Annotated in this window: 25 protein-coding genes and 1 pseudogene; 23 read left to right on the top strand and 3 right to left on the bottom strand. The window is 51.6% G+C overall.

Features of this window, described 5'->3' with window-relative positions; all coding sequences use genetic code 11:
* The first annotated feature begins 9 nt into the window (after positions 1–9).
* The 4 genes and pseudogenes from ACM67E_RS07015 to ACM67E_RS07000 all read left to right on the top strand — a co-directional run.
* Positions 10–1,308: a restriction endonuclease subunit S gene (locus ACM67E_RS07015; protein WP_416190752.1), complete on the top strand. Its 1,299-nt coding sequence runs from the start codon at positions 10–12 to the stop codon at positions 1,306–1,308.
* 166 nt (positions 1,309–1,474) lie between these two features.
* Positions 1,475–4,546, top strand: a complete 3,072-nt coding sequence (locus ACM67E_RS07010; RefSeq protein WP_416190751.1) for a type I restriction endonuclease subunit R — start codon at positions 1,475–1,477, stop codon at positions 4,544–4,546.
* 4 nt (positions 4,547–4,550) lie between these two features.
* Positions 4,551–4,754, top strand: coding sequence for a hypothetical protein (locus ACM67E_RS07005; RefSeq protein WP_416190750.1), 204 nt, complete (start codon positions 4,551–4,553; stop codon positions 4,752–4,754).
* A 172-nt stretch (positions 4,755–4,926) separates the two neighbouring features.
* Positions 4,927–5,178 (top strand): annotated as a pseudogene (locus ACM67E_RS07000) (transposase); the annotation flags it as partial.
* A gap of 134 nt (positions 5,179–5,312) precedes the next feature.
* Here ACM67E_RS07000 and mnmC read toward each other — a convergent pair.
* Positions 5,313–6,908, bottom strand: coding sequence for an FAD-dependent 5-carboxymethylaminomethyl-2-thiouridine(34) oxidoreductase MnmC (mnmC, locus tag ACM67E_RS06995; protein ID WP_416190749.1), 1,596 nt, complete (start codon positions 6,906–6,908; stop codon positions 5,313–5,315).
* Positions 6,909–7,212: 304 nt separating this feature from the next.
* Between mnmC and ACM67E_RS06990 the strand changes: the two genes are divergently transcribed.
* The 18 genes from ACM67E_RS06990 (at position 7,213) to ACM67E_RS06905 (ending at position 23,630) form a co-directional block, all read left to right on the top strand.
* Positions 7,213–7,845 carry a phosphoribosylanthranilate isomerase gene (locus tag ACM67E_RS06990; protein ID WP_416190748.1) on the top strand — a complete coding sequence of 211 codons (633 nt, stop codon included), beginning with the start codon at positions 7,213–7,215 and terminating at the stop codon, positions 7,843–7,845.
* The gene (locus ACM67E_RS06985; protein WP_416190747.1) at positions 7,842–8,444 is read left to right on the top strand and encodes a DNA glycosylase; all 603 of its coding nucleotides are present in this window, start codon (positions 7,842–7,844) and stop codon (positions 8,442–8,444) included. Before ACM67E_RS06990 ends, ACM67E_RS06985 begins: the two co-directional genes overlap by 4 nt.
* Positions 8,445–8,582: 138 nt before the next feature.
* On the top strand, positions 8,583–9,785 hold the full coding sequence (trpB, locus tag ACM67E_RS06980) for a tryptophan synthase subunit beta (RefSeq protein ID WP_416190746.1): 1,203 nt from the start codon (positions 8,583–8,585) through the stop codon (positions 9,783–9,785).
* 277 nt (positions 9,786–10,062) lie between these two features.
* On the top strand, positions 10,063–10,968 hold the full coding sequence (gene ubiA / locus ACM67E_RS06975; protein ID WP_416190745.1) for a 4-hydroxybenzoate octaprenyltransferase: 906 nt from the start codon (positions 10,063–10,065) through the stop codon (positions 10,966–10,968).
* 354 nt (positions 10,969–11,322) lie between these two features.
* Positions 11,323–11,772 carry a PTS IIA-like nitrogen regulatory protein PtsN gene (ptsN, locus tag ACM67E_RS06970; protein ID WP_416190744.1) on the top strand — a complete coding sequence of 150 codons (450 nt, stop codon included), beginning with the start codon at positions 11,323–11,325 and terminating at the stop codon, positions 11,770–11,772.
* 4 nt (positions 11,773–11,776) lie between these two features.
* Positions 11,777–12,739 carry an HPr(Ser) kinase/phosphatase gene (gene hprK, locus ACM67E_RS06965; protein WP_416190743.1) on the top strand — a complete coding sequence of 321 codons (963 nt, stop codon included), beginning with the start codon at positions 11,777–11,779 and terminating at the stop codon, positions 12,737–12,739.
* The gene (gene rapZ / locus ACM67E_RS06960) at positions 12,720–13,574 is read left to right on the top strand and encodes an RNase adapter RapZ (protein ID WP_416190742.1); all 855 of its coding nucleotides are present in this window, start codon (positions 12,720–12,722) and stop codon (positions 13,572–13,574) included. Before hprK ends, rapZ begins: the two co-directional genes overlap by 20 nt.
* 29 nt (positions 13,575–13,603) lie before the next feature.
* On the top strand, positions 13,604–13,846 hold the full coding sequence (locus tag ACM67E_RS06955) for a protocatechuate 3,4-dioxygenase (RefSeq protein WP_416190741.1): 243 nt from the start codon (positions 13,604–13,606) through the stop codon (positions 13,844–13,846).
* Positions 13,847–13,954: 108 nt separating this feature from the next.
* Positions 13,955–14,902 carry a ribosome biogenesis GTPase YlqF gene (gene ylqF, locus ACM67E_RS06950; RefSeq protein ID WP_416190740.1) on the top strand — a complete coding sequence of 316 codons (948 nt, stop codon included), beginning with the start codon at positions 13,955–13,957 and terminating at the stop codon, positions 14,900–14,902.
* A gap of 135 nt (positions 14,903–15,037) precedes the next feature.
* Positions 15,038–16,771, top strand: a complete 1,734-nt coding sequence (locus tag ACM67E_RS06945; protein WP_416190739.1) for a DUF262 domain-containing protein — start codon at positions 15,038–15,040, stop codon at positions 16,769–16,771.
* A 48-nt stretch (positions 16,772–16,819) separates the two neighbouring features.
* Positions 16,820–17,167, top strand: coding sequence for a hypothetical protein (locus tag ACM67E_RS06940; RefSeq protein WP_416190738.1), 348 nt, complete (start codon positions 16,820–16,822; stop codon positions 17,165–17,167).
* Between the two features lie 34 nt (positions 17,168–17,201).
* Complete coding sequence (gene scpB, locus ACM67E_RS06935; RefSeq protein WP_416190737.1) at positions 17,202–17,816, top strand: SMC-Scp complex subunit ScpB; 615 nt, start codon at positions 17,202–17,204, stop codon at positions 17,814–17,816.
* A gap of 209 nt (positions 17,817–18,025) precedes the next feature.
* Entirely contained in the window at positions 18,026–18,901 is an 876-nt protein-coding gene (locus ACM67E_RS06930; protein ID WP_416190736.1) for an EamA/RhaT family transporter, read from the top strand.
* A 278-nt stretch (positions 18,902–19,179) separates the two neighbouring features.
* The gene (locus ACM67E_RS06925; RefSeq protein ID WP_416192750.1) at positions 19,180–20,502 is read left to right on the top strand and encodes an anaerobic C4-dicarboxylate transporter; all 1,323 of its coding nucleotides are present in this window, start codon (positions 19,180–19,182) and stop codon (positions 20,500–20,502) included.
* 137 nt (positions 20,503–20,639) lie between these two features.
* Entirely contained in the window at positions 20,640–20,882 is a 243-nt protein-coding gene (locus tag ACM67E_RS06920) for a cytochrome b6 (protein ID WP_416190735.1), read from the top strand.
* Positions 20,879–21,310 (top strand): gamma-butyrobetaine hydroxylase-like domain-containing protein, encoded by a 432-nt coding sequence (locus tag ACM67E_RS06915; protein WP_416190734.1) that lies wholly within the window; start codon positions 20,879–20,881, stop codon positions 21,308–21,310. Before ACM67E_RS06920 ends, ACM67E_RS06915 begins: the two co-directional genes overlap by 4 nt.
* 37 nt (positions 21,311–21,347) lie before the next feature.
* Complete coding sequence (ubiE, locus tag ACM67E_RS06910; protein ID WP_416190733.1) at positions 21,348–22,085, top strand: bifunctional demethylmenaquinone methyltransferase/2-methoxy-6-polyprenyl-1,4-benzoquinol methylase UbiE; 738 nt, start codon at positions 21,348–21,350, stop codon at positions 22,083–22,085.
* A 201-nt stretch (positions 22,086–22,286) separates the two neighbouring features.
* The gene (locus ACM67E_RS06905; RefSeq protein WP_416190732.1) at positions 22,287–23,630 is read left to right on the top strand and encodes an aldehyde dehydrogenase family protein; all 1,344 of its coding nucleotides are present in this window, start codon (positions 22,287–22,289) and stop codon (positions 23,628–23,630) included.
* 64 nt (positions 23,631–23,694) lie between these two features.
* Here ACM67E_RS06905 and ACM67E_RS06900 read toward each other — a convergent pair whose 3' ends face one another.
* Together ACM67E_RS06900 and ribBA are read right to left on the bottom strand one after the other, a co-directional pair.
* Complete coding sequence (locus tag ACM67E_RS06900) at positions 23,695–23,961, bottom strand: GNAT family N-acetyltransferase (protein WP_416190731.1); 267 nt, start codon at positions 23,959–23,961, stop codon at positions 23,695–23,697.
* Between the two features lie 297 nt (positions 23,962–24,258).
* A complete protein-coding gene (gene ribBA, locus ACM67E_RS06895) occupies positions 24,259–25,593 on the bottom strand; it encodes a bifunctional 3,4-dihydroxy-2-butanone-4-phosphate synthase/GTP cyclohydrolase II (protein ID WP_416190730.1) in 1,335 nt (444 codons plus the stop codon).
* 227 nt (positions 25,594–25,820) lie between these two features.
* On the opposite strand from ribBA, the gene ACM67E_RS06890 reads away from it, so the two are divergent.
* Positions 25,821–26,423 (top strand): DUF4230 domain-containing protein, encoded by a 603-nt coding sequence (locus ACM67E_RS06890; RefSeq protein WP_416190729.1) that lies wholly within the window; start codon positions 25,821–25,823, stop codon positions 26,421–26,423.
* Positions 26,424–26,434: the final 11 nt, after the last annotated feature.

Genomic DNA, 26,434 nt, shown 5'->3' with positions numbered 1-26,434 from the left:
TGAAGAACAATGAACAGATACGAAGCATATAAAGACAGCGGCATCCCGTGGCTGGGCGAAGTGCCGGCGCATTGGGAAGTATGGAAAATCACACATGCCATTGATTTAATAGGAAGTGGAACAACACCTAAAAGCGATAATGACGAATACTATGACGGAGAAACGCTTTGGGTGACGACATCAGAATTAAGAGAAAATTTTATTTCCGATACAAAGCAAAAAGTAAGCAGTATGGCGATAAAAGATTATTCCGCATTAAAAATCTACCCTAAAAACAGCGTAGCAATAGCGATGTATGGGGCTACTATTGGGAGATTAGGAATTTTAGATAAAGAAGCTGCCTTTAATCAGGCTTGTTGTGTATTCGGAAATTCAAAGATTTTGCACTACAAATTTTTGTTTTATTGGCTGTGGTATAGAAAACCAATTCTGATTTCTTTATCAAATGGGGGCGGACAACCCAATTTGAGTCAGGACGACTTGAAAAAACTTAAATTGCCGTTGCCAAATTACGAAGAACAAACCGCCATTGCCGATTATCTGGACACGCGATTAAGCGAAATCGATGCCCTGATCGGCAAACAGGAAACCCTGCTGGAAAAACTCGCCGAACAGCGCACCGCCGCCATCACCCAAGCCGTAACCAAAGGCTTGAACCCCGACGCCCCCATGAAAAACAGCGGCGTGGAATGGTTGGGAGATGTGCCTGAGCATTGGGAAGTATGCCGTCTGAAATATGAAGTAACAGTTAATGATGAAACATTAAGTGATAAAACCGATTTGGATTATGAGATTCTCTATGTCGACATTTCAAGCGTATCCCTGAATGAAGGAATTACGCAAAAAGAATTAATGACTTTTGAAAACAGCCCATCGCGAGCAAGACGAATTGTGAAAAATGGCGATGTGATTGTTTCAACCGTTAGAACCTATTTGAAAGCGATTACCCGAATTGACAATGCCGAGGATAATTTAATTGTCTCAACAGGATTTGCCGTATTGCGTCCCAAAGGTAATTTATTACCCAAGTTTTTAGGTTATTGGGTGCAGTCTGAAAAAATGATTGGTGCGATTGTCGCGAATTCTGTTGGTGTCAGTTACCCTGCCATCAATGCAACAGATTTAGTCAGATTGCCTATTGTAAAACTTCCTATTGAAGAACAAACCGCCATCGCCGCCTACCTTGACCGGGAAACCGCCAAAATCGACTGCCTGTGCGACAGGGTACGGCAAGCCGTAGGCCGTCTGAAAGAATACCGCACCGCCCTGATTACGCAGGCGGTTACGGGCAAAATCAAAGTGGTTTGACCATTATCGCGGGTGCGCTGTGCGCACCGAAAATTCAGGCTGCCTGAGCGGCAGCACGCGGCTTGGGTTGCAAACCCGACAGAACTTCAATATGCCGTCTGAAAAAGCCGGGTCTTCATCCAAGCTGCGGCGTATGAATGCCAATCATGAAATCAGGAGTAACGCAATGCACACCGAACACGATTTTGAAAACGAAATCGAACACAGCCTGTTGACCGAAGGGGGCTACGCCAAAGGCGACGCCCAATCCTACGATAAATCCACCGCGCTTTTTCCTGACGATGCGGCGGCGTTTGTGCGGGCGACCCAGCCGAAATTGTGGGCGCGTTTGGAAATGCTGTTTCAAGACAAGGCACAGGAGCAGCTTTTGCGTGCGTTAAACCGGGAGCTGAATATCAAAGGCAGTCTGAAAGTGTTGCGCGAGGGGTTCCGCGTGGCCGACCGTACGGCAAAAATGGCGTTTTTTGCGCCGAATTCGGGCTTGAACGAAAACGCTTTCCGGCAATATGAGGCGAATATCGTGAAGGTTGTCCGCCAAGTGGTTACGGAACACGGCGAGCGTGTCGATATGACGGTTGCGGTAAACGGCATTCCGGTCATCACCGTCGAGCTGAAAAACGCGCTGTCGGCGACGGGCTGGAACGTGCAGGATGCGATGTGCCAATACCGTAGGGAGCGCAATCCGCAGGGCAGGCTGTTTGAATTTAAAAAACGGACGCTGGTGCATTTTGCGGTGGATACCGACGAGGTGTATATGACGACCAGGCTGGAGGGCGAGGGCACGCGCTTTCTGCCGTTCAACCGCGGTTTCAACGGCGGCAAAGGCAATCCGCCGGTTGACGGGGATGTGAGGACGGCATATCTGTGGCGTGATATTCTGCGAAAAGACAGCCTGATGGCGTTAATCGGGCGTTTTCTGCATTTGAGCCGCGAAGAGCGCAAGGTGCGGACGAATTCGGGCTTCCGCTACATCACGACGGAATCTGTGATTTTCCCGCGTTTCCACCAGTTGGACGCGGTGAGGAAACTGGTCGGCCACGCGAAAACGCACGGCGCGGGCAGGAATTATCTGATCCAGCATTCGGCGGGTTCGGGCAAGTCGAACACCATCGCTTGGCTGGCGCACCATTTGGCTTCGCTGCACGATTCCGACGATGAAAAAATCTTCCATTCGGTGATTATCGTAACCGACCGCGTGGTCTTGGACAGGCAGTTGCAGGAGACGGTGGCGCAATTCGAGCAAACCGACGGCGTGGTGCAGAAAATCGACAAGGACACGCACCAGCTCACGGCGGCGATTGCGGCGAATGTGCCGATCATCATCACGACCATTCAGAAATTTCCCTATGTGATGCACAGCATCCAGGCCAAAGCCAAACAGGGCGGACAGGTGGTTTTGGATACCGGCGGCAAACGCTTTGCGGTGATTGTGGACGAGGCGCACAGTTCGCAAAGCGGCGAAACGGCAAGCGAATTGCGCCAGGTGCTGAACAAAAGCGGCATCGAAGCGGCGGTGGCGGCGGAGTTTTTGGATTGGGACGAAAATTTGCCGCCCGAAGACATGGAAACGCAAAAAAATGTGCTGCGCGAGCAGTTCAAGCGCAAACGTCAGGACAATTTGAGCTTTTTTGCGTTCACGGCCACGCCGAAATGGAAAACGCTGGCCTTGTTTGACGAACCGGACGAACAGGGCAGAACGCCGTTTCACAGCTATACGATGAAGCAGGCGGTCGAAGAAGGCTTTATTTTGGACGTGTTGGCAAACTATACGACCTACAAACAATATTTCCGCCTCCTGAATACGGCGGAGAAAAAGCATATCGAGCTGCCGAAAAATAAAGCCAAAAAAGAGCTGATGCGTTTCGTGAACCTGCATCCGAGCGTTATCAGCCAAAAGGTGGAAATCATCATCGAGCATTTTCAGGCGGCCACCCGCCACAAAATCGGCGGCTGCGCCAAAGCGATGGTGGTAACAGGTTCGCGCGAACACGCCGTGCGCTACAAATTGGCGTTTGACGAATATATCGCGGAGAAAGGCTATCAGGACATCAAATCGCTGGTGGCGTTTTCGGGCAAAGTGATTCTGCCCGAGCAAAGCGAAAAGGAATACACCGAGCCGGCCATGAACGGCGGCATTAAAGAAACGGAACTGCCCGAACAGTTCGACAGCGGCAATTATCAGGTGCTGCTGGTGGCAGACAAATACCAAACGGGCTTCGACCAGCCGCTTTTGCATACCATGTTCGTGGACAAGGTGCTGTCGGGCGTGCAGGCGGTGCAGACCCTTTCCCGCCTGAACCGCACGGCAAAAGGCAAGGAAGATACCTTCGTGCTGGATTTCGTGAACAGCCCCGAAGATATTTTCGCCGCCTTCAAACCCTATTACCAGCGCACCGAATCGGGCGAACAGCCCGACGATGAAAAATTGGCCGGTTTGGCCAACACCTTGGACGAATGGCAGATCTATTCGCAAAGCGACATCGATGACTTTGCCCGCGTGTGGTTCGGCGGACGCACCACCCCGACCGGCGGCGAACACAAAAAGCTCAATGCGGTCATCGATAAGGCGGTGGAAAAATACCTCCGCCTTTCAGACGACCCCGAACGCAACGAAGAGCGGCAGAAGCTGTTTAAAAGCCAACTGCAAAGCTACCTGAACCTGTATCTGTTTGTCTCGCAGATTCTGCCCTACGCCGATACGGTTCACGAAAAACGCTATGTATATTTGAAATCGCTGATGATGAAACTGCCGCGCGGCAGTCAGGGCGAAACGCTGGATTTATCCAAAATGGCGGTTTTGCAGTATTACCGCCTGCAGCAAATCAGCCAAGGTTCGATCCGTCTGGACGAAGGCGAAGCCGATCCGCTGAAAGGCTCAACCGATGTCGGCACAGGACAGGCCGGCCTGAGCGAAGAACTGGATAAGCTGATCAAAGAGCTGAACGATTCGTTCACCGCAGAATTCACGCTGGCGGATCTGCTGTTTTTCGAATCCATCGAAAAATTCGCCCAAGAAAACCCCGATATTGTGAACGCGGCGAACAATAATCCGTTGGCTTCGTTCATCGATTATTTCCATACCAAAATCGATGACCTGCTGATAAACCTGTTTGAAAAATTCGGCGAAAGCGTAACGAAAATTCTGAATAATCCGCAAGTTAAAAGCAAAGTAAGCCGCAGACTGGCGAAACTGGTTTACAAGAATGTGCGCGAAACGGATGTAGAGACCCGTCTTTAGAGCAATGGCGCGCCAACCCTACCGCTTATGCGAACCGGCATCAGCCGCTTGCCGCACAAAATATTCAGACGGCCTGAAATCCAAATCCGCCGCAGAAGCCGTTTCAGACAGGCCTCAACCGGACAGGCCGTCTGAAAGCATTTTTCAGACGGCATTCGCAACAGGCAAATGCCTGTCTGAAACTTTTCAGCTTGCAGGGTGGGTGTGAATCCACCGCTTTTCTACAGTGCCGTTTCATCCCCTTCTCCGGTAAAGACAAAGATACCCGCGGGTGAAGGAAAACGGAAGTTCAAACCCGGCTACAAACAGCATACCCGTACCGACCATGAAGGCTATATCGAGAAACTGCACATCAGACCGGCCAACGAAAACATAAAGGGCTTTCAGACGGCATTATGCGTAAGGTGCGCCGAGGTCATCCGTTAACAGAGGACGATAAGGCAAGAAACAAGCAATTGTCGAAAACGCGTTATGTGGTGGAGCAGAGTTTTGGTACATTGCACCGTAAATTCCGCTATCACCGTGCGGCTTATTTCGGTTTATTGAAAGTGACTGTACAAAGTTATTTAAAAGCAATTTGTATTAACCTGCTGAAAGCTGCCGACAGGCTTCGTGCGTCTATTGCTGCCTGAAAAAAAGGGGAAAGTGTGCTTCAGAATAAGGAAATAGGCAGCTACGGTGTATTTAATCTTGAAAAAAGCTTACTTAGTCACCTAAGTAAGCTTTTTTGATTGTGGGTCGGGTTTTGCAAGGGTCTCGGCCTTTTTCAAAGCAGCGGCCGGTGGCGGACGATGGCGCGGACGACGGCACGGTTGGGGTGTAAGGCCGCCCTCAAATGCGGCGGCAGCGGATTGGGCAGCCCTAAGATTTCGGCGGCGAGCGCGGCGGCGCAAATCGGTGCGGTGGCCAGGCCGCGTGTGCCGTGGGCGGTGTTGAGCCAGGCATTGGGCAGGTAGGGGCAGGGGGCATCGAGGCGGTAGTTTTTGTCGAGCGCGAGTTTGGCGTAAACCTGCTGCATGGCGGCGATGTCGCCGACTGCGCCCACCATCGGCAGATGATCCGGACTGTCGCAGCGTAAAGCGGCGTGTCCGCCCGCATCGGCCAAGGGATTGAGGCCGTCTGAAAACAGCGAATCGGCCAGCTCGGGATTCAACTCACGCAGGGCGGCGCGGTTTGCCGATTCTTCGTGTTGATGCCATGCTTCATCGCTGCTGTTTAACACAAAAGTCGCACCGTAGCAGTGCTGCCCTTGCCAGCTCGGGCTGACGTAGCTTTCGCCCGAAACCGCACAACGCAGTTTTTCGGAAAATGCGTTGGCCTGCGCCACGCCGGTTTGGCCGCGGATTTGGCGGAACGGCAGGGCGGAGACGTTGCGTTCGGGCGCATTCGGGCTGTGCGCGCCCATGCAGTAAATCAGGTGATCGGCGGTGAAACGGCCTTGCGGCGTGTGTGCCGTCCAAGCCGTGCCGTCGAATTCGGCAGAAAGCAGCGGCGCGTGTTCATGCACACCAATCAAGGGATGGTTCAATAAAGCACGCACAAAAGCGGGCGGATTGAGCCATACGCCCTGCGGCCAATAAAGGCCGTCTGAAAATGTTTCGATTCCTGCAATGCCGGCGGCTTCCTGCGCCGAAACGCCGCGGTATAAATGCATGTGGTGGGCGTGGCGGCTCAAAGCCTGATTGCGCGTGCGTTCTGCTTCGTTGAAATTTAAATGCAGCACGCCGTTTCCGCCCCAGCTTTCTTTTTCGGGCAGCAAATCGGCCAGCAGCCGGCGCGTGTAGCCGTAACCGGCCAGCAGCAGTTCGGTCTGTTCCGTCGGGTGCGGCGAGATTTTGGCGTAAAGCAGGCCTTGGCGGTTGCCCGAACCGCCGTTGGCAACGGTTTTCGCCTCCAAGACCGTAACGTGCACCCCGTGTCCGGCCAAAGCCCGCGCTGTGGCTGCGCCCGCAATCCCCGCGCCGACAACGACGGCACTTTTCGGACGGATCATGTTTTCAGACGGCCTGAACCACGGTTTGACCGACGTTTCCCGTTGCGGCACGGGCGCGGTCTGCCATTGCAGCGGCTGCGGAAAATGCGCCTGGATGTCGGCGGCGCAGTCGGGCGGAACCAGCCACAAATGCACGTCGGGCAGGACGTTTTGCAGCGCGTTGACGGCATTGAATTGCAGGCATGGGATTTTGTCCCGAATGGCTTTTGCCAGCGTTTGTTCCATGTCCGAAGCATTTTCAGACGGCCTGAACTCCGGAAATGCACGCGCGGGTAGACACACCGCCCAATAGAGCGGCTTGGCGCGGGTCTCGAGCGTGCGCACGAGTTCGGCAAGGGAGGGCACGCCGTTCCAGGCAAGGTAATTCATGATAAAGGCCGTCTGAAAAAGAAAACGTTATTGTAATGCGGAATCGGGCTTCGGTTGATGGTGCGCTGCAAAAACGGCTTATTTTTCAGACGGCCTTTGCTTTATAATAGGCCGTCTGAAAAGCTGAATATCGGGCGGGTGCGACAGTTGCGTTGCAAGATCAAAACGGAGGCAACGGGTTTCGCTACGGCTCGGTATGCGGCTGAAGACTTTTGCAAAATCAAGGTTAAACCTGAAAATCTATATCCGTCACCGGCTGTGCCAACCAAGTCCCAACACAATATCCGAAAAACAAGGAAAAACCGTGTCTCTTATCCGAACCAAAATCTGCGGCATCACCCGCCCCGAAGACGCCAAAACCGCTGCCGCGCTTGGTGCCGATGCGATAGGGCTGGTGTTTTACGAAAAAAGCAAACGCGCGGTAACGGCGGCGCAGGCGCGGGAAATCGTTGCCGCGCTGCCGCCGTTTGTGACGGTGGTGGCTCTGTTTGTGAACGAAACCGCCGACAAAATCCGCGAAATCTTGTGCCAAGTGCCGGTTGATGTGATTCAGTTTCACGGCGACGAAGACGACGGATTCTGCCGCCAATTCGAACGCCCTTATGTGAAAGCCGTGCGCGTGCAAAGCGCGGAAGACATTCAGACGGCCTCGGATAAATTTCCGCACGCGCGCGCGGTTTTGTTCGATGCCTACCACCCCGACGAATACGGCGGCACGGGTTTGCGGTTCGATTGGAAGCTGCTGGCCGATTACCGCGGCAAGCCGTGGATATTGGCGGGCGGCCTTACGCCCGGGAATGTGGCCGATGCGGTAAAAATCAGCGGTGCGGCGGCGGTGGACGTGTCCGGCGGCGTGGAAAGCAGCGGCGGCATCAAAGATGCGGCGAAAATGGCGGCGTTTTTACAGGCCGCAGCGCAGGCGGGTGCGCAGCCATGAGTGCCGAACCCATCGTCGAAACCCATCCTTTTCCGCCGGTTCTGCCGCCGAACGCCACGGCAATGATGATGGGCACGTTTCCGCCCAAAGACGACAAACGCGCGATGCAGTTTCATTATCCGAATTTTCAAAACGACATGTGGCGCATTTACGGCGAAGTGTTTTTCGGCGACAAAACGTATTTCCAAAGGCCGTCTGAAAAAGCATTCGACGCGGAAAAGATTATTGCCTTTCTGCACGAACGCGGCATCGCGTCCTGCCCGACGGTGTGGAAAGCCGTGCGCGGTCAGGACAACGCTTCGGACAAGTTTTTACAGGTCGTCGAAGCGGTGGATTTGGCGGCGGTATTGGAGAAACTGCCGCATTGCCGGCATTTGTTTACCACCGGCGGCAAAGCGACGGAAGTGCTGCTCGGTTTGCTGCCCGGCAAAACCGCCGTGCCGAAAACGGGCGAGACCGTCGGCTATGTGTATCAAGACCGTGCCTTAACGCTCACGCGCCTGCCGTCCACCTCGCGCGCCTATCCCTTGAGTTTCGATAAGAAAGCGGCGGCGTATCGGGCTTTTTTCGAATACGCCGGTCTGCTGGATGCCGTCTGAAAACCTTGTTTTTTCACGCGGATACGCGTTTTCGGGAGGAAAATGTGTGTATAATCGGCATTCGTTGATATTGTTTCAAATATGGTTTCAGACGGCCTCTCGTCGCAAAGGCCGTCTGAAAAATCAAAAGGATAAATCATGCAAAACTACCAAGCTCCCGACCATCAGGGATTTTTCGGCGAACACGGCGGCCTGTATGTGTCGGAAACGCTGATTCCCGCATTGGAAGAGTTGAAACAGGCTTATGCCGAAGCCAAACAGGATCCGAAATTTTGGGAAGAGTTCGAGCATGATTTGAAGCATTACGTCGGCCGCCCCAGCCCCGTTTACCATGCCGAACGCCTGTCCGCCCATCTCGGTGGCGCGCAGATTTGGCTGAAACGCGAAGACCTGAACCACACGGGCGCGCACAAAGTAAACAACACCATCGGCCAAGCCCTGCTGGCCAAGCGCATGGGCAAAAAACGCGTGATTGCCGAAACCGGCGCAGGGCAGCACGGCGTGGCCAGTGCCACCGTCGCCGCGCGTTTCGGCATGACTTGCGATGTGTACATGGGTGCGGACGACATCCAACGCCAAATGCCCAACGTATTCCGCATGAAGCTGCTCGGGGCGAACGTGGTGGCCGTGGACAGCGGCAGCCGCACGCTGAAAGACGCGATGAACGAAGCGATGCGCGAATGGGTGGCGCGCGTGGACGATACGTTCTACATCATCGGCACCGCCGCCGGCCCTGCGCCTTATCCCGAAATGGTGCGCGATTTCCAATGCGTCATCGGCAACGAAGCGAAAAAGCAGATGCTCGAAGCCATAGGCCGCCAGCCTGATGTCGCCGTGGCCTGCGTGGGCGGCGGCTCGAACGCGATTGGTTTGTTCCACCCTTATATCGCCGAAGAAAACGTGCGTCTGGTCGGTGTGGAAGCAGGCGGCTTGGGTATCGATACATCCGCCCACGCCGCCCCGATTACCTCGCGCGCACCCATCGGCGTGCTGCACGGTTTCCGCAGCTATCTGATGCAGGACGAAAACGGCCAGGTCTTGGGGACGCATTCGGTATCCGCCGGTTTGGACTACCCGGGCATCGGCCCCGAACACAGCCACCTGCACGACATCGGCCGAGTGGAATACACCGCTGCCGACGACGATAAGGCATTGGAAGCATTTGATTTATTGTGTCGTTTCGAGGGCATCATCCCCGCACTGGAAAGCTCGCACGCGCTGGCATGGGCGGTGGAAAACGCACCGAAAATGGGCAAAGACCAAGTGATTTTGGTGAATTTGTCCGGCCGCGGCGACAAGGACATCAATACCGTGGCCAAGCTGAAAGGCATCGAGTTGTAAGGCCGTCTGAAAAGATGGTGGTTTGAGTATCAGGAAAAATCGTCGTAACGGCAAAAGGCCGTCTGAAAACGAAGTTCTGTTTTCAGACGGCCTTGTCGTATTCCCGCACCATTTTGTTTCCCGAAATATGGTTCTGTAATCAAAAGTAAAAGGCAGTGCTGATAATATACCGGATTCGGGTAAGGTTTTTGTTTTTGAATTATAATGTCAAATAAAACGTGTTTGAAAATATAAAATTCCGTTTGTCATTATTATTTGCGTTTCTTTCCTTTTACACATGAACATAAGACGATTACTCCTGCGTTTTTTACCGCGCTACGCCGTCGGCCGCATCTTGGTTTACGGGCGGCTGATGCGCGTGGAAAAGCCCATCGGCACGCTGCTGCTGCTGTGGCCGACGTATTGGGCGATGTGGGTGGCCGACGAAGGCCATCCGGGCAATACCGTTCTGCTGGCTTTTACGGCCGGAACGTTTCTGATGCGCAGCGCGGGTTGCGTGATGAACGATTTGGCCGACCGCCATTTCGACGGTGCGGTGGCGCGCACGAAAAACCGTCCGTTCGCGCGCGGGCAGGTTACCAAAGCCGAAGCAATTCTGCTGACGATGATTTTGTGCCTGCTGGCGGCGATGTGTCTGGTACCGATGAACGCGCTGACTTGGCTGATGAGCCTGCCCGCTCTGTTTTTGGCGCTGACTTACCCGTTTACCAAACGGTTTTTTCCGCTGCCGCAATTTTATCTGGGTTTGGCGTTTTCGTTCGGCGTGCCGATGGCGTTTGCCGCCATCGACAATGCCGTGCCGCCGATAGCCTGGCTGATTTTCACGGCCAATGCGCTGTGGACGCTGGCTTACGATACGATTTACGCCATGGCCGACAAAGAGGATGATTTGAAAATCGGCATCAAAACATCCGCCGTCACCTTCGGCCGCCACGACATCGCCGCCGTGATGCTGTGCCATTTCTGGTTTACCGCGCTGATGGCGGTACTGGGTCTGCAAATCGGCGCGACTTGGCCTTATTGGCTGATACTGCCGATTACGGTTTGGTGGCAGATCGACCAATATCATGCGATTAAAACGCGCGACCGCCAAATATGCTTCCGCACCTTTTTGGAAAACAACCGTATAGGCTTGGCCTGGTTTTTGGGTTTGGTCGGCCACTATCTGTGGAAACTGATTTAAAACGAACCCGTAAATGTCGGGTTCGAGGCCGTCTGAAATATCTGCTTTGATAGGGCGGATGTTTTTCAGACGGTCTTTCTGTTTGGCTGACGGCACTTGAACTGGACTTTTGAGCAAGGGCTTTGTCGGGCAGACCGTTGATCGAATACCAAATTGAAGCCGTAGCGGCGGAAGCCGGCAGTTTTGATGTTGAGCGGTAAAAATTCAGGCTGAACGCGTATTTTGCGTTAAGAAATGATTAAAATGCCGTCTGAAACCGTAAACCGATGAGTGTAAATTGTACGTTCAGGATTGAGATTTGTCCGGACTGTCGGTACAATCCATCCTGTTTTGCTACCCCACAAAGAGATTCTTATGAGCCTGATCGGCGAAATTTTACCGTTGTCCCACATCGCATTGGATGTGGAAGTCAGCAGCAAAAAACGCTTGTTCGAGCAAGCCGGGCTGCTGCTGGAAAACGAAGCGGGTCTGCCGCGTGCGGATGTATTCGAATGCCTGTTTGCCCGCGAAAAACTGGGTACGACCGGCTTGGGGCAGGGCGTGGCGATTCCCCACGGCCGCGATGCCTGCGTACAAAAAGCAGTGGGTGCGTTTATCCGCACCAAAGAGCCGATTTCTTTCGACGCGCCCGATGGCAAACCGGTATCGCTGGTGTTCGTCTTGCTGGTGCCGGAAAACGCGACCGGCGAGCATTTGGAAGTGTTGTCGAAATTGGCCGGCAAATTCTCCCAAAAAGCCGTGCGCGAAGCATTGACGGCGGCATCTACCGCCGAAGAAGTGCAAAAATTACTGACTGAAGAGTAAACCAATGCCGAGTATATCCGTCCGCCGCCTGTATTCCGACAACCAACACAAGCTGCAACTGGCTTGGGCGGCAGGCAATTCAGGCGCGGACAACCGCATCGGTGTCGAGGCCGACAAGCCCGTTTTGGCGCTGGTCGGCCATTTGAATTTTATCCATCCCAATCAGATCCAGGTGGTCGGCGTGGCTGAAGCCGAATACCTCAAACGCTTGGAGTCGGGTGAACTGAATTACGATTTTGGCGAGTTGTTCGATATTCCGATGGCCTTGGTGATTGTGGCCAACGGTTTGCCCGTGTCGCCGAAACTGCGCGATTACTGCCATACCAACAGCATCCCGCTGCTTACGTCCAAGCTGGAAAGCCCGTATCTGATGGACGTTTTGCGGATTTACCTGCAACGCACATTGGCAACGTCGATTACCAAACACGGCGTATTTTTGGATGTATTTGAAATCGGCGTATTGATTACCGGACATTCCGGTTTGGGTAAAAGCGAATTGGCTTTGGAGCTGATTTCGCGCGGCCACAGCCTGATTGCCGACGATGCCGTCGAATTTTTCCGCACCGGCCCCGAAACCTTAGAAGGCCGCTGCCCGCCGATGCTGCGCGACTTTTTGGAAGTGCGCGGTTTGGGCGTATTGAATATCCGCCACATTTTCGGCGAAACCTCGATTCGTCCGAAAAAAATCTTACAGTTAATCATCAACCTGGTTCCGGCAGACGACGAATACATGAAGCAGCTCGACCGCTTGAGCATCCGTACCGAAACCGAATCCATCCTCAACGTCAGCGTACGCTCGGTCATGCTGCCTGTGGCGGTCGGCCGGAACTTGTCGGTATTGGTTGAAGCTGCGGTGCGCAACTATATATTGCAGTTGCGCGGAAAAGACAGCACGCGTGAATTTTTAGAGCGTCATCAAACATTACTCAAAGAAAACGAACAAAACCATGAAAATAGTATTGATTAGCGGCCTTTCCGGTTCGGGTAAGTCCGTGGCCCTCAAGCAGTTGGAGGATTTGGGCTATTTCTGTGTCGATAACATGCCTTTGGAATTGCTGCCGTCTTTGGTGCTGCACCACGTCGAACGCGCCGAAGTGGACAGCTTGGGCGTAAGCGTCGACATCCGTTCCAAAATCGACATTGACCAGGCCGAAGAGCAAATCCGCTATTTGCGCGAACAAGGCCATCAGGTCGAAGTATTGTTCATCGAAGCGGAAGAGAGTGTGCTGGTGCGCCGTTTTTCCGAAACCCGCCGCGGCCACCCTTTGTCCGGCCACAACCTGACCCTGCTCGAAAGCCTGCGTGAAGAGCGCGCATGGCTGTTTCCTTTGCGCCAAATGGCCTACTGCATCGATACTTCCAAAATGAACGCGCAGCAGTTGCGTTATGCGGTGCAGCAATGGCTCAATATCGAGCGTCGGGGTTTGCTTGTAATTTTGGAATCGTTCGGCTTCAAATACGGCGTACCCAACAATGCCGATTTTATGTTCGACATGCGCAGCCTGCCGAATCCCTATTACGACCCCGAGTTGCGCCCGTTCAACGGGATGGACAAAGAAATTCAGGATTATCTGGATCAGCAGCCGCTGGCGCAGGAGATGGTGGACGACATCGACCGCTTCATCAACCGCTGGCTGCCGCGTATGCAGCAGGAAAGCCGCAGCTACGTAACCATCGGCATCGGCTGCACCGGCGGACAGCACCGTTCCGTCTATGTCGTAGAAAAACTGGCCGAGCGGCTCACCGGAAAATACGAATTGCTGGTGCGCCACCGTCAAGCACAAAACCTCGCAGGCCGCTGATTTTCAGACGGCCTGTAATAAAGGATAGAATGATGACCGCAAAAATCATGTTTCCCCTATGTGCCGCATTATTGCTGGCCGCCTGCAATGCAACCACCGTTACCCCATACCGCTGGCACCAAGTCGGCATGAGCGAAAGCGATGTTGCACGCCAGCAGCGCATCTGCATTTCCCAAGCCAACCATGATGCCAAACAAGGCAAAGAGCCGAAAACGCTCGAACAATGTATGGACGAAGCAGGTTATTACCGCTACGTTACCGGCAACATGTAAGCCCAAACATACCGAAGGCCGTCTGAAAAAGTTAAAATCCCTTTTTCAGACGGCCTTTCATGCTGAATCAGCAGCCGATAAAACCCAAACCAAACAAGAAAGAACAATATGGCAATCCAATGGTTCCCCGGCCACATGAACAAGGCGAAAAAAGCCATCGCCGAACGCATCAAAAGCATAGACATGGTTATCGAAATGCTGGATGCCCGCCTGCCCGCTTCCAGCGAAAACCCCTTGCTCGCCCAGCTTTCCAAAGGCAAACCCAAACTCAAAATCCTAAACAAACAAGACCTTGCCGACCCCGAGCGCACCGCCGTCTGGCTCGAACACTACAACAGCCGCCCCGATACCCGCGCCATCGCCCTGGATTCGTCCGAAAAAGGCGCAACCGCCAAAATCACCGCCGCCTGCCGCACCATGATGCCCAACCGAGGCGGTCTCGACAAACCCCTGCGCGTCTTGATTTGCGGCATTCCCAATGTCGGCAAATCCACCCTAATCAACGGCATGATAGGCAAAAAGTCCGCCAAAACCGGCAACGAACCCGGCATCACCAAAGCCGAACAACGCCTGTTTCTCGCCGACGACTTCTGGCTCTACGACACCCCCGGCATGTTGTGGCCGAAAATCATCGTTGAAGAAAGCGGCTACAACCTTGCCGCCAGCGGCGCCGTCGGCCGCAACGCGCTCGACGAAGAAGAAGTCGCCCTTGAGCTGGTCGATTACCTGCGCCGCCACTACCTGCCGCTGTTACAAACGCGTTATCAGGCCGACAAAGATCCGTCCAGCCATTGGAACGATGTTGAATGGTTCGAATGGATAGCCAAAAAACGCGGCTCCTTACTTGGTGGCGGCCGCATCAATTACCAAAAAGCTGCTGAAAATATCCTGACTGATTTCCGTGACGGCCAAATCGGCCGCATCACCTTGGAAACGCCAAACCAATGGGAAGCATGGTTGAAAAAAGCCCGCCAAAAAGAAGCCGAACTCAAGGCCATGCGCGAAGCGAGAAAAGCAGAGCGCAAAGGACATAAGTCTCAGGAAAGTGGTGAATAAGTTTCAGATGGCCTTGGAGAATTGGACGTGGTCTGAAAAACATAGGAGTATGGATTTTAATACTATTGAACTTTTAAAAGTTTTGAGATAGGGCTTAATTTTTAAAATTCTAATTATTAATTATAGGAGTATGCTATGGAAGCTGGAAAACGTTCTATCAATGAATTATTTAATGGAAATAGAACATTAAATGTCCCATTTTTCCAACGTTCTTATGTGTGGAAAGAAGAGCAATGGGAGAGATTTTTATCAGATATGGAAATGGTTAGCGAACAAAAACAACCATATTTTTTAGGTTCTGTAATCTTAAAACAACAATTAACGGAAAGTAATAGTAAAAGCGGTGATACTCGTATTTTAATTGATGGTCAACAGCGTCTGACAACATTAAATATCTTCTTTAAAGTTCTCTATTTGAAATTAAATCAAAATAATAAGTTTAATAGATTATTCAGAATAGATAATAATGATGAGTCTTTAGCTTTACAACATAATTATAATGATATCAATGCATTTGAAACAGTCATGAAGCTTGAGCAAGAGACTCAGTTAGTTTCATCTGGAAATAATATATATGCAACATATGAATATTTTAGACAAAAAATTGATATTGAGAAATTAGATGACCAGTCAATAAAAGATTGCATCATGTTTGTAGGTATTGATTTAGGCAGTAATGATGACGAACAACAAATCTTTGATACTATCAATTCATTAGGCGTACGTCTAACAACTGCAGAACTATTAAAAAATTATTTCTTTAATGGAAATAATCGGAAGAATATTGAAGAAGAAACCAGAAAATTTCAAATATTTTGGAAAGATATTTTTGAATGTGAAGATAGCAAAGATTTTTGGGATAAGACGCTTACCGTTGGAAGAAGCTATAGAACGGTGATTGATTTATTTTTTCATTCTTATCTACAAATTAAAATCCAAGAAGCGGAACTTCAAGTTTCTCCAAAGGATAAAATGATATTTAGTAGAACAGATAATGTTTTTAGTTCTTACAAGAAACTAATTGAAGGCTATTTAATTAATAAGGATAAGATATTACAAGAAATAAAAGAGTATGCAAATCTTTTTATAAAAAATTTTGATTTTGATATTGTTGAAAAGTCCTTGCCAAAAAATAATAGTATTGAAAGAATTAATTTGATTATATTTGGCTTAGAGCAGTCAACTTTAATTCCATATATATTATATATTTTGAAAAATGTATCCGATTTGAATCAAAGAAACGAATTATTTGGGATTATAGAAAATTATATTGTACGCAGAATTATTGTCAAAGCGACTGCTAAGAATTATAACCGTTTCTTTTCTGAGCAGTTGATAAATAACAGGATCAATTCTAAAGAGAAATTTATCAATTATTTGTCAAAGATTGATAATATAAATCATATGCCAAATAATACTCAACTTGAAACAGCTTTTAATAATTCAGTTTTAACAAATTTACAAGCTCGTGGAGTGTTATATTTATTAGAAAGTAGTATACGAGAAGAGTCACGCCAAACGACACAATTATTAGGGTTAAAAAAATATAGCTTAGAACATTTAATGCCAAAAAAATGGAAAAATTTCTGGGGTATACCTGAGAATAAAGATCCATCTAAGCGTGATCAAATTCTATTAACGCTTGGAAATCTTACAATCATTACCCAGCCCTTAAATACTTCTATTCGTAATGCTTCTTGGGAAATTAAAAAACATGGTAAAGATAATAATGGGCTCAATAAATATGCTGCAAGTATTGAGACATTGCAAGATTTTTTATCTCTAGAAACCTGGGATGAAACCACGATTGAAAATAGAGCAAAATATCTTTATCAAAAAGCTATCGAAACGTGGAATTTCCATAGTTAACTAGGAAAGATATGAGCTACTCATTAAAATTTTTCATAGAGATTACCTATGTCTTTAAAATATTTAGCTTTTTTATGTACTACGCTGCTGTTAGCTGCATGTGCCGTTTCAGACAGCCAGTCATCGCAGGCGGAACGCATTTCGGTATATAAATCCGACGGTTCACGTCAATGCGGAAGTGGCAGTGGCGTGAGTGCACAAGAGATGTTGAGCGAATTGGATGGTATTAAGGTTTATGCGGCGCGGGCGGATGTGTTGCATGGCGTGGCATTTCCGGCGGTTTGCGGCGGTGGTACGCCAAACATCAATGTTTATGTGATTGACTCGAAAAACCTGAAAAAAGCGCAGCAGCGTGGATTTCATTTGTTGCAAAACAAAGGCTTTGGCGTATTTTGACGGTTGAGGCCGTCTGAAAAGATTGACGATTAAAATGAAAGAAAAAATTTCCCCTGATGCGCTGATTGAAGCGGCTTTGCTCACACAAGTCGAGCCTTTAAGCGAAAAAGCGATGCGCGAATTGTGTGTGCCGCCGTTGTCGCAGGGTAAGTTGATTGATGTGTTGTCGAATTTGAAAACACGCTGGCAGAACCGTGCGCTGCAACTGGTTCATACCCATGAAGGCTGGCGTTTTCAGATTGCCCAGGCCGCATTCGAGCGGCTCGGCAGTTTGCAGGAACAGCGCGCGCCGCGCTATTCGCGTGCGGTGATGGAAACGCTGGCGATTATCGCCTACCAGCAGCCGGTGACGCGCGGCGACATCGAGGGCATACGCGGTGTGGCCGTGTCGCAAAACGTGATGCAGACCTTGCAGGACAGGGGTTGGATTGAAGTCATCGGTCACCGCGATTCCGTCGGTCGTCCTGCATTGTGGGCGACGACCAATTTGTTTTTGAGCGATTTGCAGCTTGAGAGTTTGGAAGAACTGCCGCCGCTTACCGAATTGGGCGAGTTGGTACTGCCTGATTTAATCGATGCGCCGCCGACGGGTGATGAAGACGAGGCGGATGTCGTGCCGTCTGAACAGAAGCCCGAATTGCTGAATTGAAATTCGGGGCCGTCTGAAAAAAGATGCCTTGCTGATGAGGGCTTATGGCGGCGGTTTAATCGAAGTGTCCGTTTTCTGTCTGCGGCATCCGGTAGGATTTTGCTGATATGCGTGTTGGTGGTTATCATCTGATTTGTTCAGGTTCAGACGGCCTCGGAGCTTTTGAGGCCGTCTGAAATTTTGTTTTGTCATTATTCCGAAAGGAAAGCATGTATTATCTTTTAGCCAGTATTGTGTGCAGCGTGTTGGTGTCGGTTTTGCTGAAAGTGGCGCGCAAGCGGAAAATCAAAATTGAGCAGGCGGTGGCGGTAAATTACATTGTGGCGATTACGCTGACCATGTTGATATTGAAACCGGATTTGGACAACCCAACGGACTTTTTGCCGACGTGGTGGCTGTTTGCCGCGCAGGGGGTGTTGCTGCCGAGTGTGTTTGTGATTATGGGCAGGGCGGTGGACAGCGCGGGTATCGTCAAATCGGATGCGGCGCAGCGTTTATCGCTGTTTCTGCCGATTGTCGCTTCGTTTGCCGTGTTCGGCGAGAAGCTGACGGAAGGCCGTCTGATCGGTATTGCGCTGGCGTTTGTCGCGCTGTTCTGCCTGCTGTGGAAATCCGACGGCAGTAAGAAATCAGGCAGCATGACCGCGCAAATCGGGTTGCTGCTGGGCGTTTGGGCGGGTTACGGCGTGATTGATATTCTGTTCAAGCAAGTCGCGAAAAGCGGCACGGCATTTTCGGGAAACCTGCTGGTGGCGTTTTGCTTGGCGGCGGTGCTGATGTTCGGCTATCTGTTTGCCAAGGGAACGAAATGGACGAAAGAGGGCATTTTCGGCGGTATGCTGCTGGGTGGCCTGAATTTCCTGAATATCGTTACCTATATCAGCGCGCACCAAGCCATGAGCGATAATCCGACTTTGGTGTTCGCCGGTATGAACATAGGCGTGATTGTGCTGGGGACATTGGTCGGCGCGTGGATATTTAAGGAGAAAATCAGCAGCATCAACGCCGCCGGTATCAGCGTGGCATTGGCAGCCATCGCGTGTCTGTTTTATTGGGAACAGATTCGCGGATGGGTCGGCATGTAAGGTTAAGGAAACTGAGGCCGTCTGAAAGTTTTGTGAAATCAAAGGGTTTCATCGAAAACTTTCAGACGGCCTTGTATTTTTTAATGTAAGGAATTTGTTTGTTTATGTTTGTTCATGTATGATTGAAAACATTGATATTGACGATAGCCGGTGCTTGTCGCCCGGCTTTTTGCGTTTGTCCTATTAACTTATAAATCAAATAAAAAGCCGCCCGATAAAATTTAGCGGCAATGCGTTTTCACAAATTAATCAACAAAAACGGAGTGTGTATGTCTGGCATGTTTTTCATTCAGTTTGCCATTGTGCTGCTGTGTATTTTGATTGGCGCGCGGCTGGGCGGTATCGGCTTGGGCGTGATGGGCGGTATCGGTTTGGCGGTGCTGGCGTTCGGTTTCGGCATGGAGCCGACCAGTCCGCCGATTGACGTGATGCTGATGATTATGGCGGTGGTGTCTGCCGCTGCCGCGATGCAGGCCAGCGGCGGTTTGGACTATATGATTAAAATCGCCACACGTGTGCTCCATAAAAATCCGAAATACATAACCTTTATCGCACCGATGGTGACGTGGACGTTTACCGTATTGGCCGGAACGGGGCATGTGGCGTATTCGGTGTTGCCTGTGATTGCCGAAGTGAGCCGCCGCAACGGCATCCGCCCGTCGCGCCCGCTGACGATGGCCGTAATCGCCTCGCAGTTTGCGATTGTCGCCAGCCCGATTGCGGCGGCCGTCGTCGCCACCGTCACCTATTTGGAGCCGCAACACATCACCATGACCGACGTGTTGAAAGTAACCATGCCGGCGACGGTGTTGGGTATCGGCCTGGCCTGCGTGTTCGTCAACAAATTGGGCAAGGATTTAAAAGACGACCCGCACTACCAAGCCTTGCTGCAAGACCCGGCCTATCTCAAAGCGCATGAAGTGGACGAATCGGAACACGTCGATTTGAATGTCCGCCCGCAGGCGAAATGGTCGGTGGGCATTTTCCTGCTGGCGGCGGTATTGGTGGTCATCATGGGCGCATTGCCCGAGCTGCGTCCGGTATTCGGCGACGAAGCCAAGCCGATGGGCATGGCACACACGATTGAGATTGTGATGCTGGCGGCTGCGGCGTTCATTATTTTGTTGTGCAAACCCAATGGCGACGACATCACGCGCGGCTCGGTATTTCATGCCGGTATGCGCGCCGTGATTGCCGTGTTCGGCGTGGCATGGCTGGGCGACACTTTGATGCACGGCCATTTGGACGAAGTCAAAGAAGCGGTGTCTCATCTGGTAGAGGCCGCGCCTTGGACGTTTGCTTTCGCGCTGTTCCTGTTATCCGTGTTGGTCAACAGTCAGGGCGCAACCGTGGCGACTCTGTTTCCGATTGCGATTTCACTCGGTATTCCCGCGGAAATCATCATCGGTACATTCGTGGCGGTCAACGGTTATTTCTTTATTCCGAACTACGGCCCGATTATTGCCGCCATCGATTTCGACAGCACGGGTTCTACACGCATCGGCAAATTCATTTTCAACCACAGCTTTATGATTCCGGGGCTGTTGAGCATGGCGTTCTGCTTGGGGTTCGGTTTGCTGTTTGCCGAAATATTGCTGTAAATCGGATAGAGGCCGTCTGAAAAAATCCCTTTCAGACGGCCTTTTTACAGCGTCTGCTTCCTATCCGAAGCAGACCGGGCATTGTCGAAATTTAACCGGAAAGCTGGTAGAATGTAGTTTTCCGTCCGTCGGCCGCAATGATGCCCAATCCGAAAATCCAAGCCAATACGCGTTATGCTTTTGCCTGTATTGCATTGATGATGTTGATGTTTTTGATATTCGTCGTGTTAACGGCCGTGCCTTTGGGGTTGAGTATGGGGCATCAGATTGCCGCTATACGCGTTTCGCTGTATGCGTTGGTACTGTTTGCCGTGTTGGGCGGCATTTTTTCCATCAGAGTGGCTGTGCTGCGTAAAAACAGCGCGAAAGTAATCAAATGAGCGAACATCAAATTCCCGAAGAAATCCGCCTGCAAAACGGCCGTGCCGCACTGACTTTGGTTTACGGCGGCGAACACAAAACCCTGCCCGCCGAATTTTTGCGCGTCTATTCGCCCAGCGCCGAAGTACGCGGTCATGCGCTGGGGCAGGAGGTCTTGCAGACCGGTAAGGCCGGTGTCACTATTATGGGACTGGAACCGGTCGGGCAATATGCGCTGAAAATCACTTTTTCAGACGGCCACGACAGCGGTTTGTACGATTGGCCGTATTTACACCAATTGGCCTACCGGTATGACGAAATGTGGGCTGATTATCTGCGCCGCATTGAATTGGCCGGTGCATCACGCATTCCGGCTGCCGAAGGGTCAGACGCACAAGCCGAAGCAGGCCGTTCGTGCGGTGGCGGCGGTTGCGGCTGCAGCCATTAAGCCTTGACAAAATCTATCCAACTTAAGAAAGCAGATTATGAGCGACCACAAAACCCACTTCGGTTTTTCAACCGTCGATGAAGATGAAAAAGCCGGCAAAGTCGCCGAAGTGTTCCATTCGGTAGCGAAAAACTACGACATTATGAACGATGTCATGTCGGGCGGTCTGCACCGCGTGTGGAAGCATTTCACCATCAGTACCGCGCGTCTGAAAAAAGGCGACAAAGTATTGGACATCGCCGGCGGTACCGGCGATTTGTCGCGCGGCTGGGCAAAACGCGTGGGCAAAGAGGGCGAAGTGTGGCTGACCGACATCAATTCGTCGATGCTGACCGTCGGCCGCGACAGGCTGCTCAACGAAGGGCTGATTTTGCCGGTGTCGTTGGCCGATGCGGAAAAACTGCCGTTTCCGGATAATTATTTCAATCTGGTTTCGGTGGCGTTCGGTTTGCGCAACATGACGCATAAAGATGTCGCGCTAAAAGAAATGTATCGCGTGCTCAAGCCGGGCGGTACGTTGCTGGTGTTGGAATTTTCCAAGGTTTACAAGCCGCTTTCCGGTGCTTACGATCTGTATTCGTTCAAATTATTGCCGGTGATGGGCAAACTGATTGCCAAAGATGCCGACAGCTATCAATATTTGGCCGAATCCATCCGTATGCACCCGGATCAGGAAACATTGAAACAAATGATGCTGGATGCCGGTTTCGACAGTGTGGATTACCACAATATGAGCGCAGGCATCGTCGCCTTGCACAAAGGCGTGAAATTCTGACCTTGAGAACGCAGCATAAAGGCCGTCTGAAAACGTTCAGACGGCCTTTATATATGCTTGTCAAACAATATCCGCCGAATCCTGTTGACAGTCTTGAGGCCGTCTGAAACCATTGCTGCCCTTACCGTGGATAACAATTTCAGACGGCCTTCGCTATAATACCGCTCTTCCCGATAAAAAACACACTCAAAGGAGTACACCTTGTTTCACAGCGTCGATGTTGTCAGCGGCGGCATACTTTACCGCCGGGATGCGCAAAGTTGGGCGGCATTTGAGCCGGAATTTTCCCGTCTCAAGCAGCGTCAGCAGCATTTTGCCGCACTTGATGTCACCGCACGCGCAGCCTTGCTGCAGAAGTTTGCCGACCGGCTGGCCGACGGGCAGGAGCGGTTGGCGGAGATGGTGTGCGAAGAAGTCGGGCGTTGCCTGCATGAATGTCGTGCCGAGCTGAACAAATCGGTTGAGCTGATCCGTTATTATGCGCGTTTGGCACCGGAATTGCTGGCGCACAAAACCATTGCCACGCAGGCGAGTTTGAGTCAGGTGCGGTTTGAACCCTTGGGGGTGGTGCTGGCGGTGATGCCGTGGAATTATCCGGTGTGGCAGATTTTGCGTTTTGCGATACCGGCTTTGTGCGCGGGCAATGCCTGTGTAGTGAAGCCCGCGCCCAGCGTGGCACGGGTGACGGCGGCTTTGTTCGACCTTATCGGCGAAGATTTGCCGATGATACCCGCATGGCTTGGCCATGACGATACGCTCAAGGCAATCGAAGCGGCCGATGCGATGGCTTTTACCGGCTCGACCCGAACCGGCCGCCTTCTCGCTGCCCATGCCGGTATGCATTTGAAAAAAACCGTATTGGAACTGGGCGGCAGCAATGCGTTTATCGTGATGCCCGACGCCGATTTGGCGCAGGCGGCCAAAGATACCTGCTATTCCCGTTTCCGCGATGCAGGCCAATCGTGCAATGCGGCCAAGCGCATCATTGTGACCGAAGCCGTCGCCGATGAATTCATTCCTTTGTTTTTGGCCGAATGCGCCAAACTCAAAAGCGGTAATCCCAAAGATGCCGCGACCACGCTTGCCCCGTTGCACCGCGCCGACTTGCGTGATACGGTGCACGAACAGGTGCTGGATGCCGTTGCGCACGGCGCGGTTTGTCTGACGGGGGGAGAAATGCCCGAGGGAGCGGGCTGGTTTTATCCCGCAACCGTACTGGATCGGGTTCATCCCGCTTGCCGTGTCTATCATGAAGAAGTGTTCGGTCCGGTAGCCATGATTTTGCGGGCGGAAAATGAAGCGCATGCGGTCGAGTTGGCCAATGATTCGCCTTTCGGCTTGGGGGCGGCGATTTATTCGAGAGATACCGCTCAGGCATGGCGGTATGCCGAAAATATCCAAGCCGGTTCGGTGTTTATCAACCGGCATACCAGCAGCGATTTGCGCCTGCCGTTCGGCGGCGTGAAAGCGTCGGGCTACGGGCGCGAATTGTCGGAATTCGGTCTGTATGAGTTTGTGAACGTGAAAACGTATTGGCAGAAGTGATAAATGGTTCAAGGCCGTCTGAAAAATATTTTCAGACAGCCATTTCGAAAGTGGTTTGCCGGAATTACTGCGACAAACGTCCTTCGCGTGCCAGAATTTGTTCGGCGTAATCGCAACTGGCGGTTAAGGCCAAACCGTTTTTTCCGGCTTCCTGAATGGCGGCATCGACCAACAGCCGTGCCAAACCTTTGCCGCGGTGTTGGGGATCGATGCGTGTGTGGGTGATGTCCAACGTGTTGCCGAGCGTTCGGTAATCCAATTCGCCGACGATTTCATCGTCGGAAAGCAGTACAAAGCGTTGTGCATCGGGTTGGTGCTGGATCTGCGCCATGATTTTCTCCTTTCTGTTTTAAAAACCGGCAGGTTGCCTGAACAGTATAAAAGATTTGCCGTTGCACGCAAGGAAAACAAGGCCGTCTGAAACCTCTGTATCCCGTAGGATAAAGATTCAGACGGCCTGAGACCTTTGCAAAATCCCCATCTTTGGCACATTTCTTCGTTATGCGCTGCTCGAAAGCTTGCCTATCTAAATGATATGTCTGCGCTTTCTGTGCTGCTATAACTTCGAAATGTACCCAAATCCGGGGTTTTGCAAAGGTCTCAGTCTGATGCTTTTAAAATCAACGGCCTATTGATTTTCGGCTTCTTCAAAACCGACCACTTCCAAACCGAAGCCGGTCAGGCCGGTAAAGGCGGACGGTTTGCCCAGTACGCGCAGTTTGTTGACGTTGAGGTTGGCCAGAATCTGCGCACCGATGCCGTAACTTTTGCTGTCCCATTTGTAGGCTTGGTTCGCGCCTTTGGGCAGGGTGCGGTCGAGCAGGGACGCGCCGTCTTCGGTGCGGTGCATCAAAATCACCACACCGCTTTCGGCTTGCTGGATTCGTTCCAAGGCTTTGGGTAATGACCAGGAATGGCGTGGATTCGGGGCGATGAAGTCCATCGCGCTGAACGGTTCGTGTACGCGGACCAGCGTTTCGGTTTCGGCTGTCGGCGTGCCTTTGACCAAGGCCAGATGGGTTTCGCCCGATAATTTATCGACGTAGACGTGCTGTTGGAACGTGCCCCAAGGGGTATGGACGGGGGCATCGCCCATTTCTTCCAGCAGACTTTCGGTGCGGCTGCGGTATTCGATTAAATCGGTAATCGTGCCGATTTTGAGATGGTGTTCTTCGGCAAACTTAAACAGCTCGGGCATACGCGCCATCGTGCCGTCGTCGTTGATGATTTCGCAAATCACCGCCGCCGGAATCAGACCGCTCATCTGCGCCAAATCGACACCCGCTTCGGTATGGCCGGCACGCACCAATACGCCGCCTTTTTGCGCGCGCAACGGGAAAATATGGCCGGGCTGGACAATATCTTCGGGTTTGGCGGCAGGGGACACGGCCGTCTGAATCGTCAAAGCGCGGTCGGCGGCGGAAATGCCGGTGGCGATGCCGTTCGCCGCTTCGATGGAAACGGTGAAATTGGTGCCGTATTGCGCACCGTTTTTCTGCGTCATCATCGGCAGGCCGAGTTTTTCCACCATTTCTTCTGCCATCGGCAGGCAAACCAAACCGCGGGCGTGTTTAATCATAAAGTTGATGGCTTCGGGCGTGACGAATTGCGCGGCCATCAAGAGATCGCCTTCGTTTTCGCGGTCTTCCGCATCGGTGATGATGACCATTTTGCCGGCTTTGATGTCGGCTAAAATTTCCGGAATGGTGGCAATATTCATGGTTTTGCTCTCTTTTAAATCGGATGGGGTGGGTGTGTGTACGGTGTCAAGCCACATTTCGGGCATGGCGGCATCGCGTTCGATTTTTCGGGCTTTTTTCTCGCCGAAGGATTTGTTTTTCAACAAGGCGGAAAGCTCGCCCTGATTGATGCCGGTTGCCGCAACCAGCCGGGCCTGCTGGCCGCCGTATTGCCGGTTAATCCATTGCCGCAGGTTGTGGCGGCGCAATTCGGTAATGGTCATGGAAATATCCTTCGGATGGAGATGCAGTTGATTGTAGTCTTAAGTTTACCGAAAGGCAAATTTGGTAATATGGCCATTTGACATTACTTTAAAGTAATATTAGATGAACTGATTCGAGGCCGTCTGAAAATTAAAAACCGCTTTCAGACGGCCTTTATCATTGAAATTTTACGAACAGCCGCCATATGAGCCGTTGATTTCAATATTGAATTTCAGGATTTTTACGGATGAAGACATTTTTTCGCTGGTTGTCGGTGTTTCTGTTGGCCGCCGCCGCAGCGGCGGGCGGCTGGTTTTATCACGGACGTATGCAGTCTGCGCAAACGGAAGTATTGTCGCGCGAAGGGGTACTGACCCAAATCAGGCAGCTCAACCGCTTGGAAAGTACGGCGTTTTACATCGACACCATTATCCGCACCGAGAAAAAGGGCGATTGGCGCAAGCTGTGGCAGGATGCGCAAAGCGGACTGTTTATCGTGCGCGGAAAGGTGTTGGCAGGGATCGATTTGGATAAACTCACGGCGGATAATGTGAACATCATTGATGGAAAAGCCATCATCAGCCTGCCGGAAGTGGAAATCCTCAGCGTGGATCTGGAAGAAATCGAGGTTTACGACATCAGAACCGGCCATCTGAACTTGCTGCCGATGGATAAAACCGTATTCAAAACCGTGCAGGAGCAAGCGCGAAAGCAGGTTTTGGCCAGCGCGTGCAAGGCGGAGATTTTGAAAAACGCCACCACGCAGGCGCAGGGAAAGCTGGAAGATTTGTTCAGGTTGACGCAAACGCCGGTATCGGTTTATCCGGCTGCGGTGCCGGTTTGCAAGTAGAGAATGAATGA

It is taken from the genome of Neisseria sp. CCUG12390 (assembly GCF_047837985.1).
Taxonomy (GTDB): domain Bacteria; phylum Pseudomonadota; class Gammaproteobacteria; order Burkholderiales; family Neisseriaceae; genus Neisseria.
Note: the sequence above shows the minus strand (reverse complement) of the source record. Positions and strands in the feature narration are given on the sequence as shown.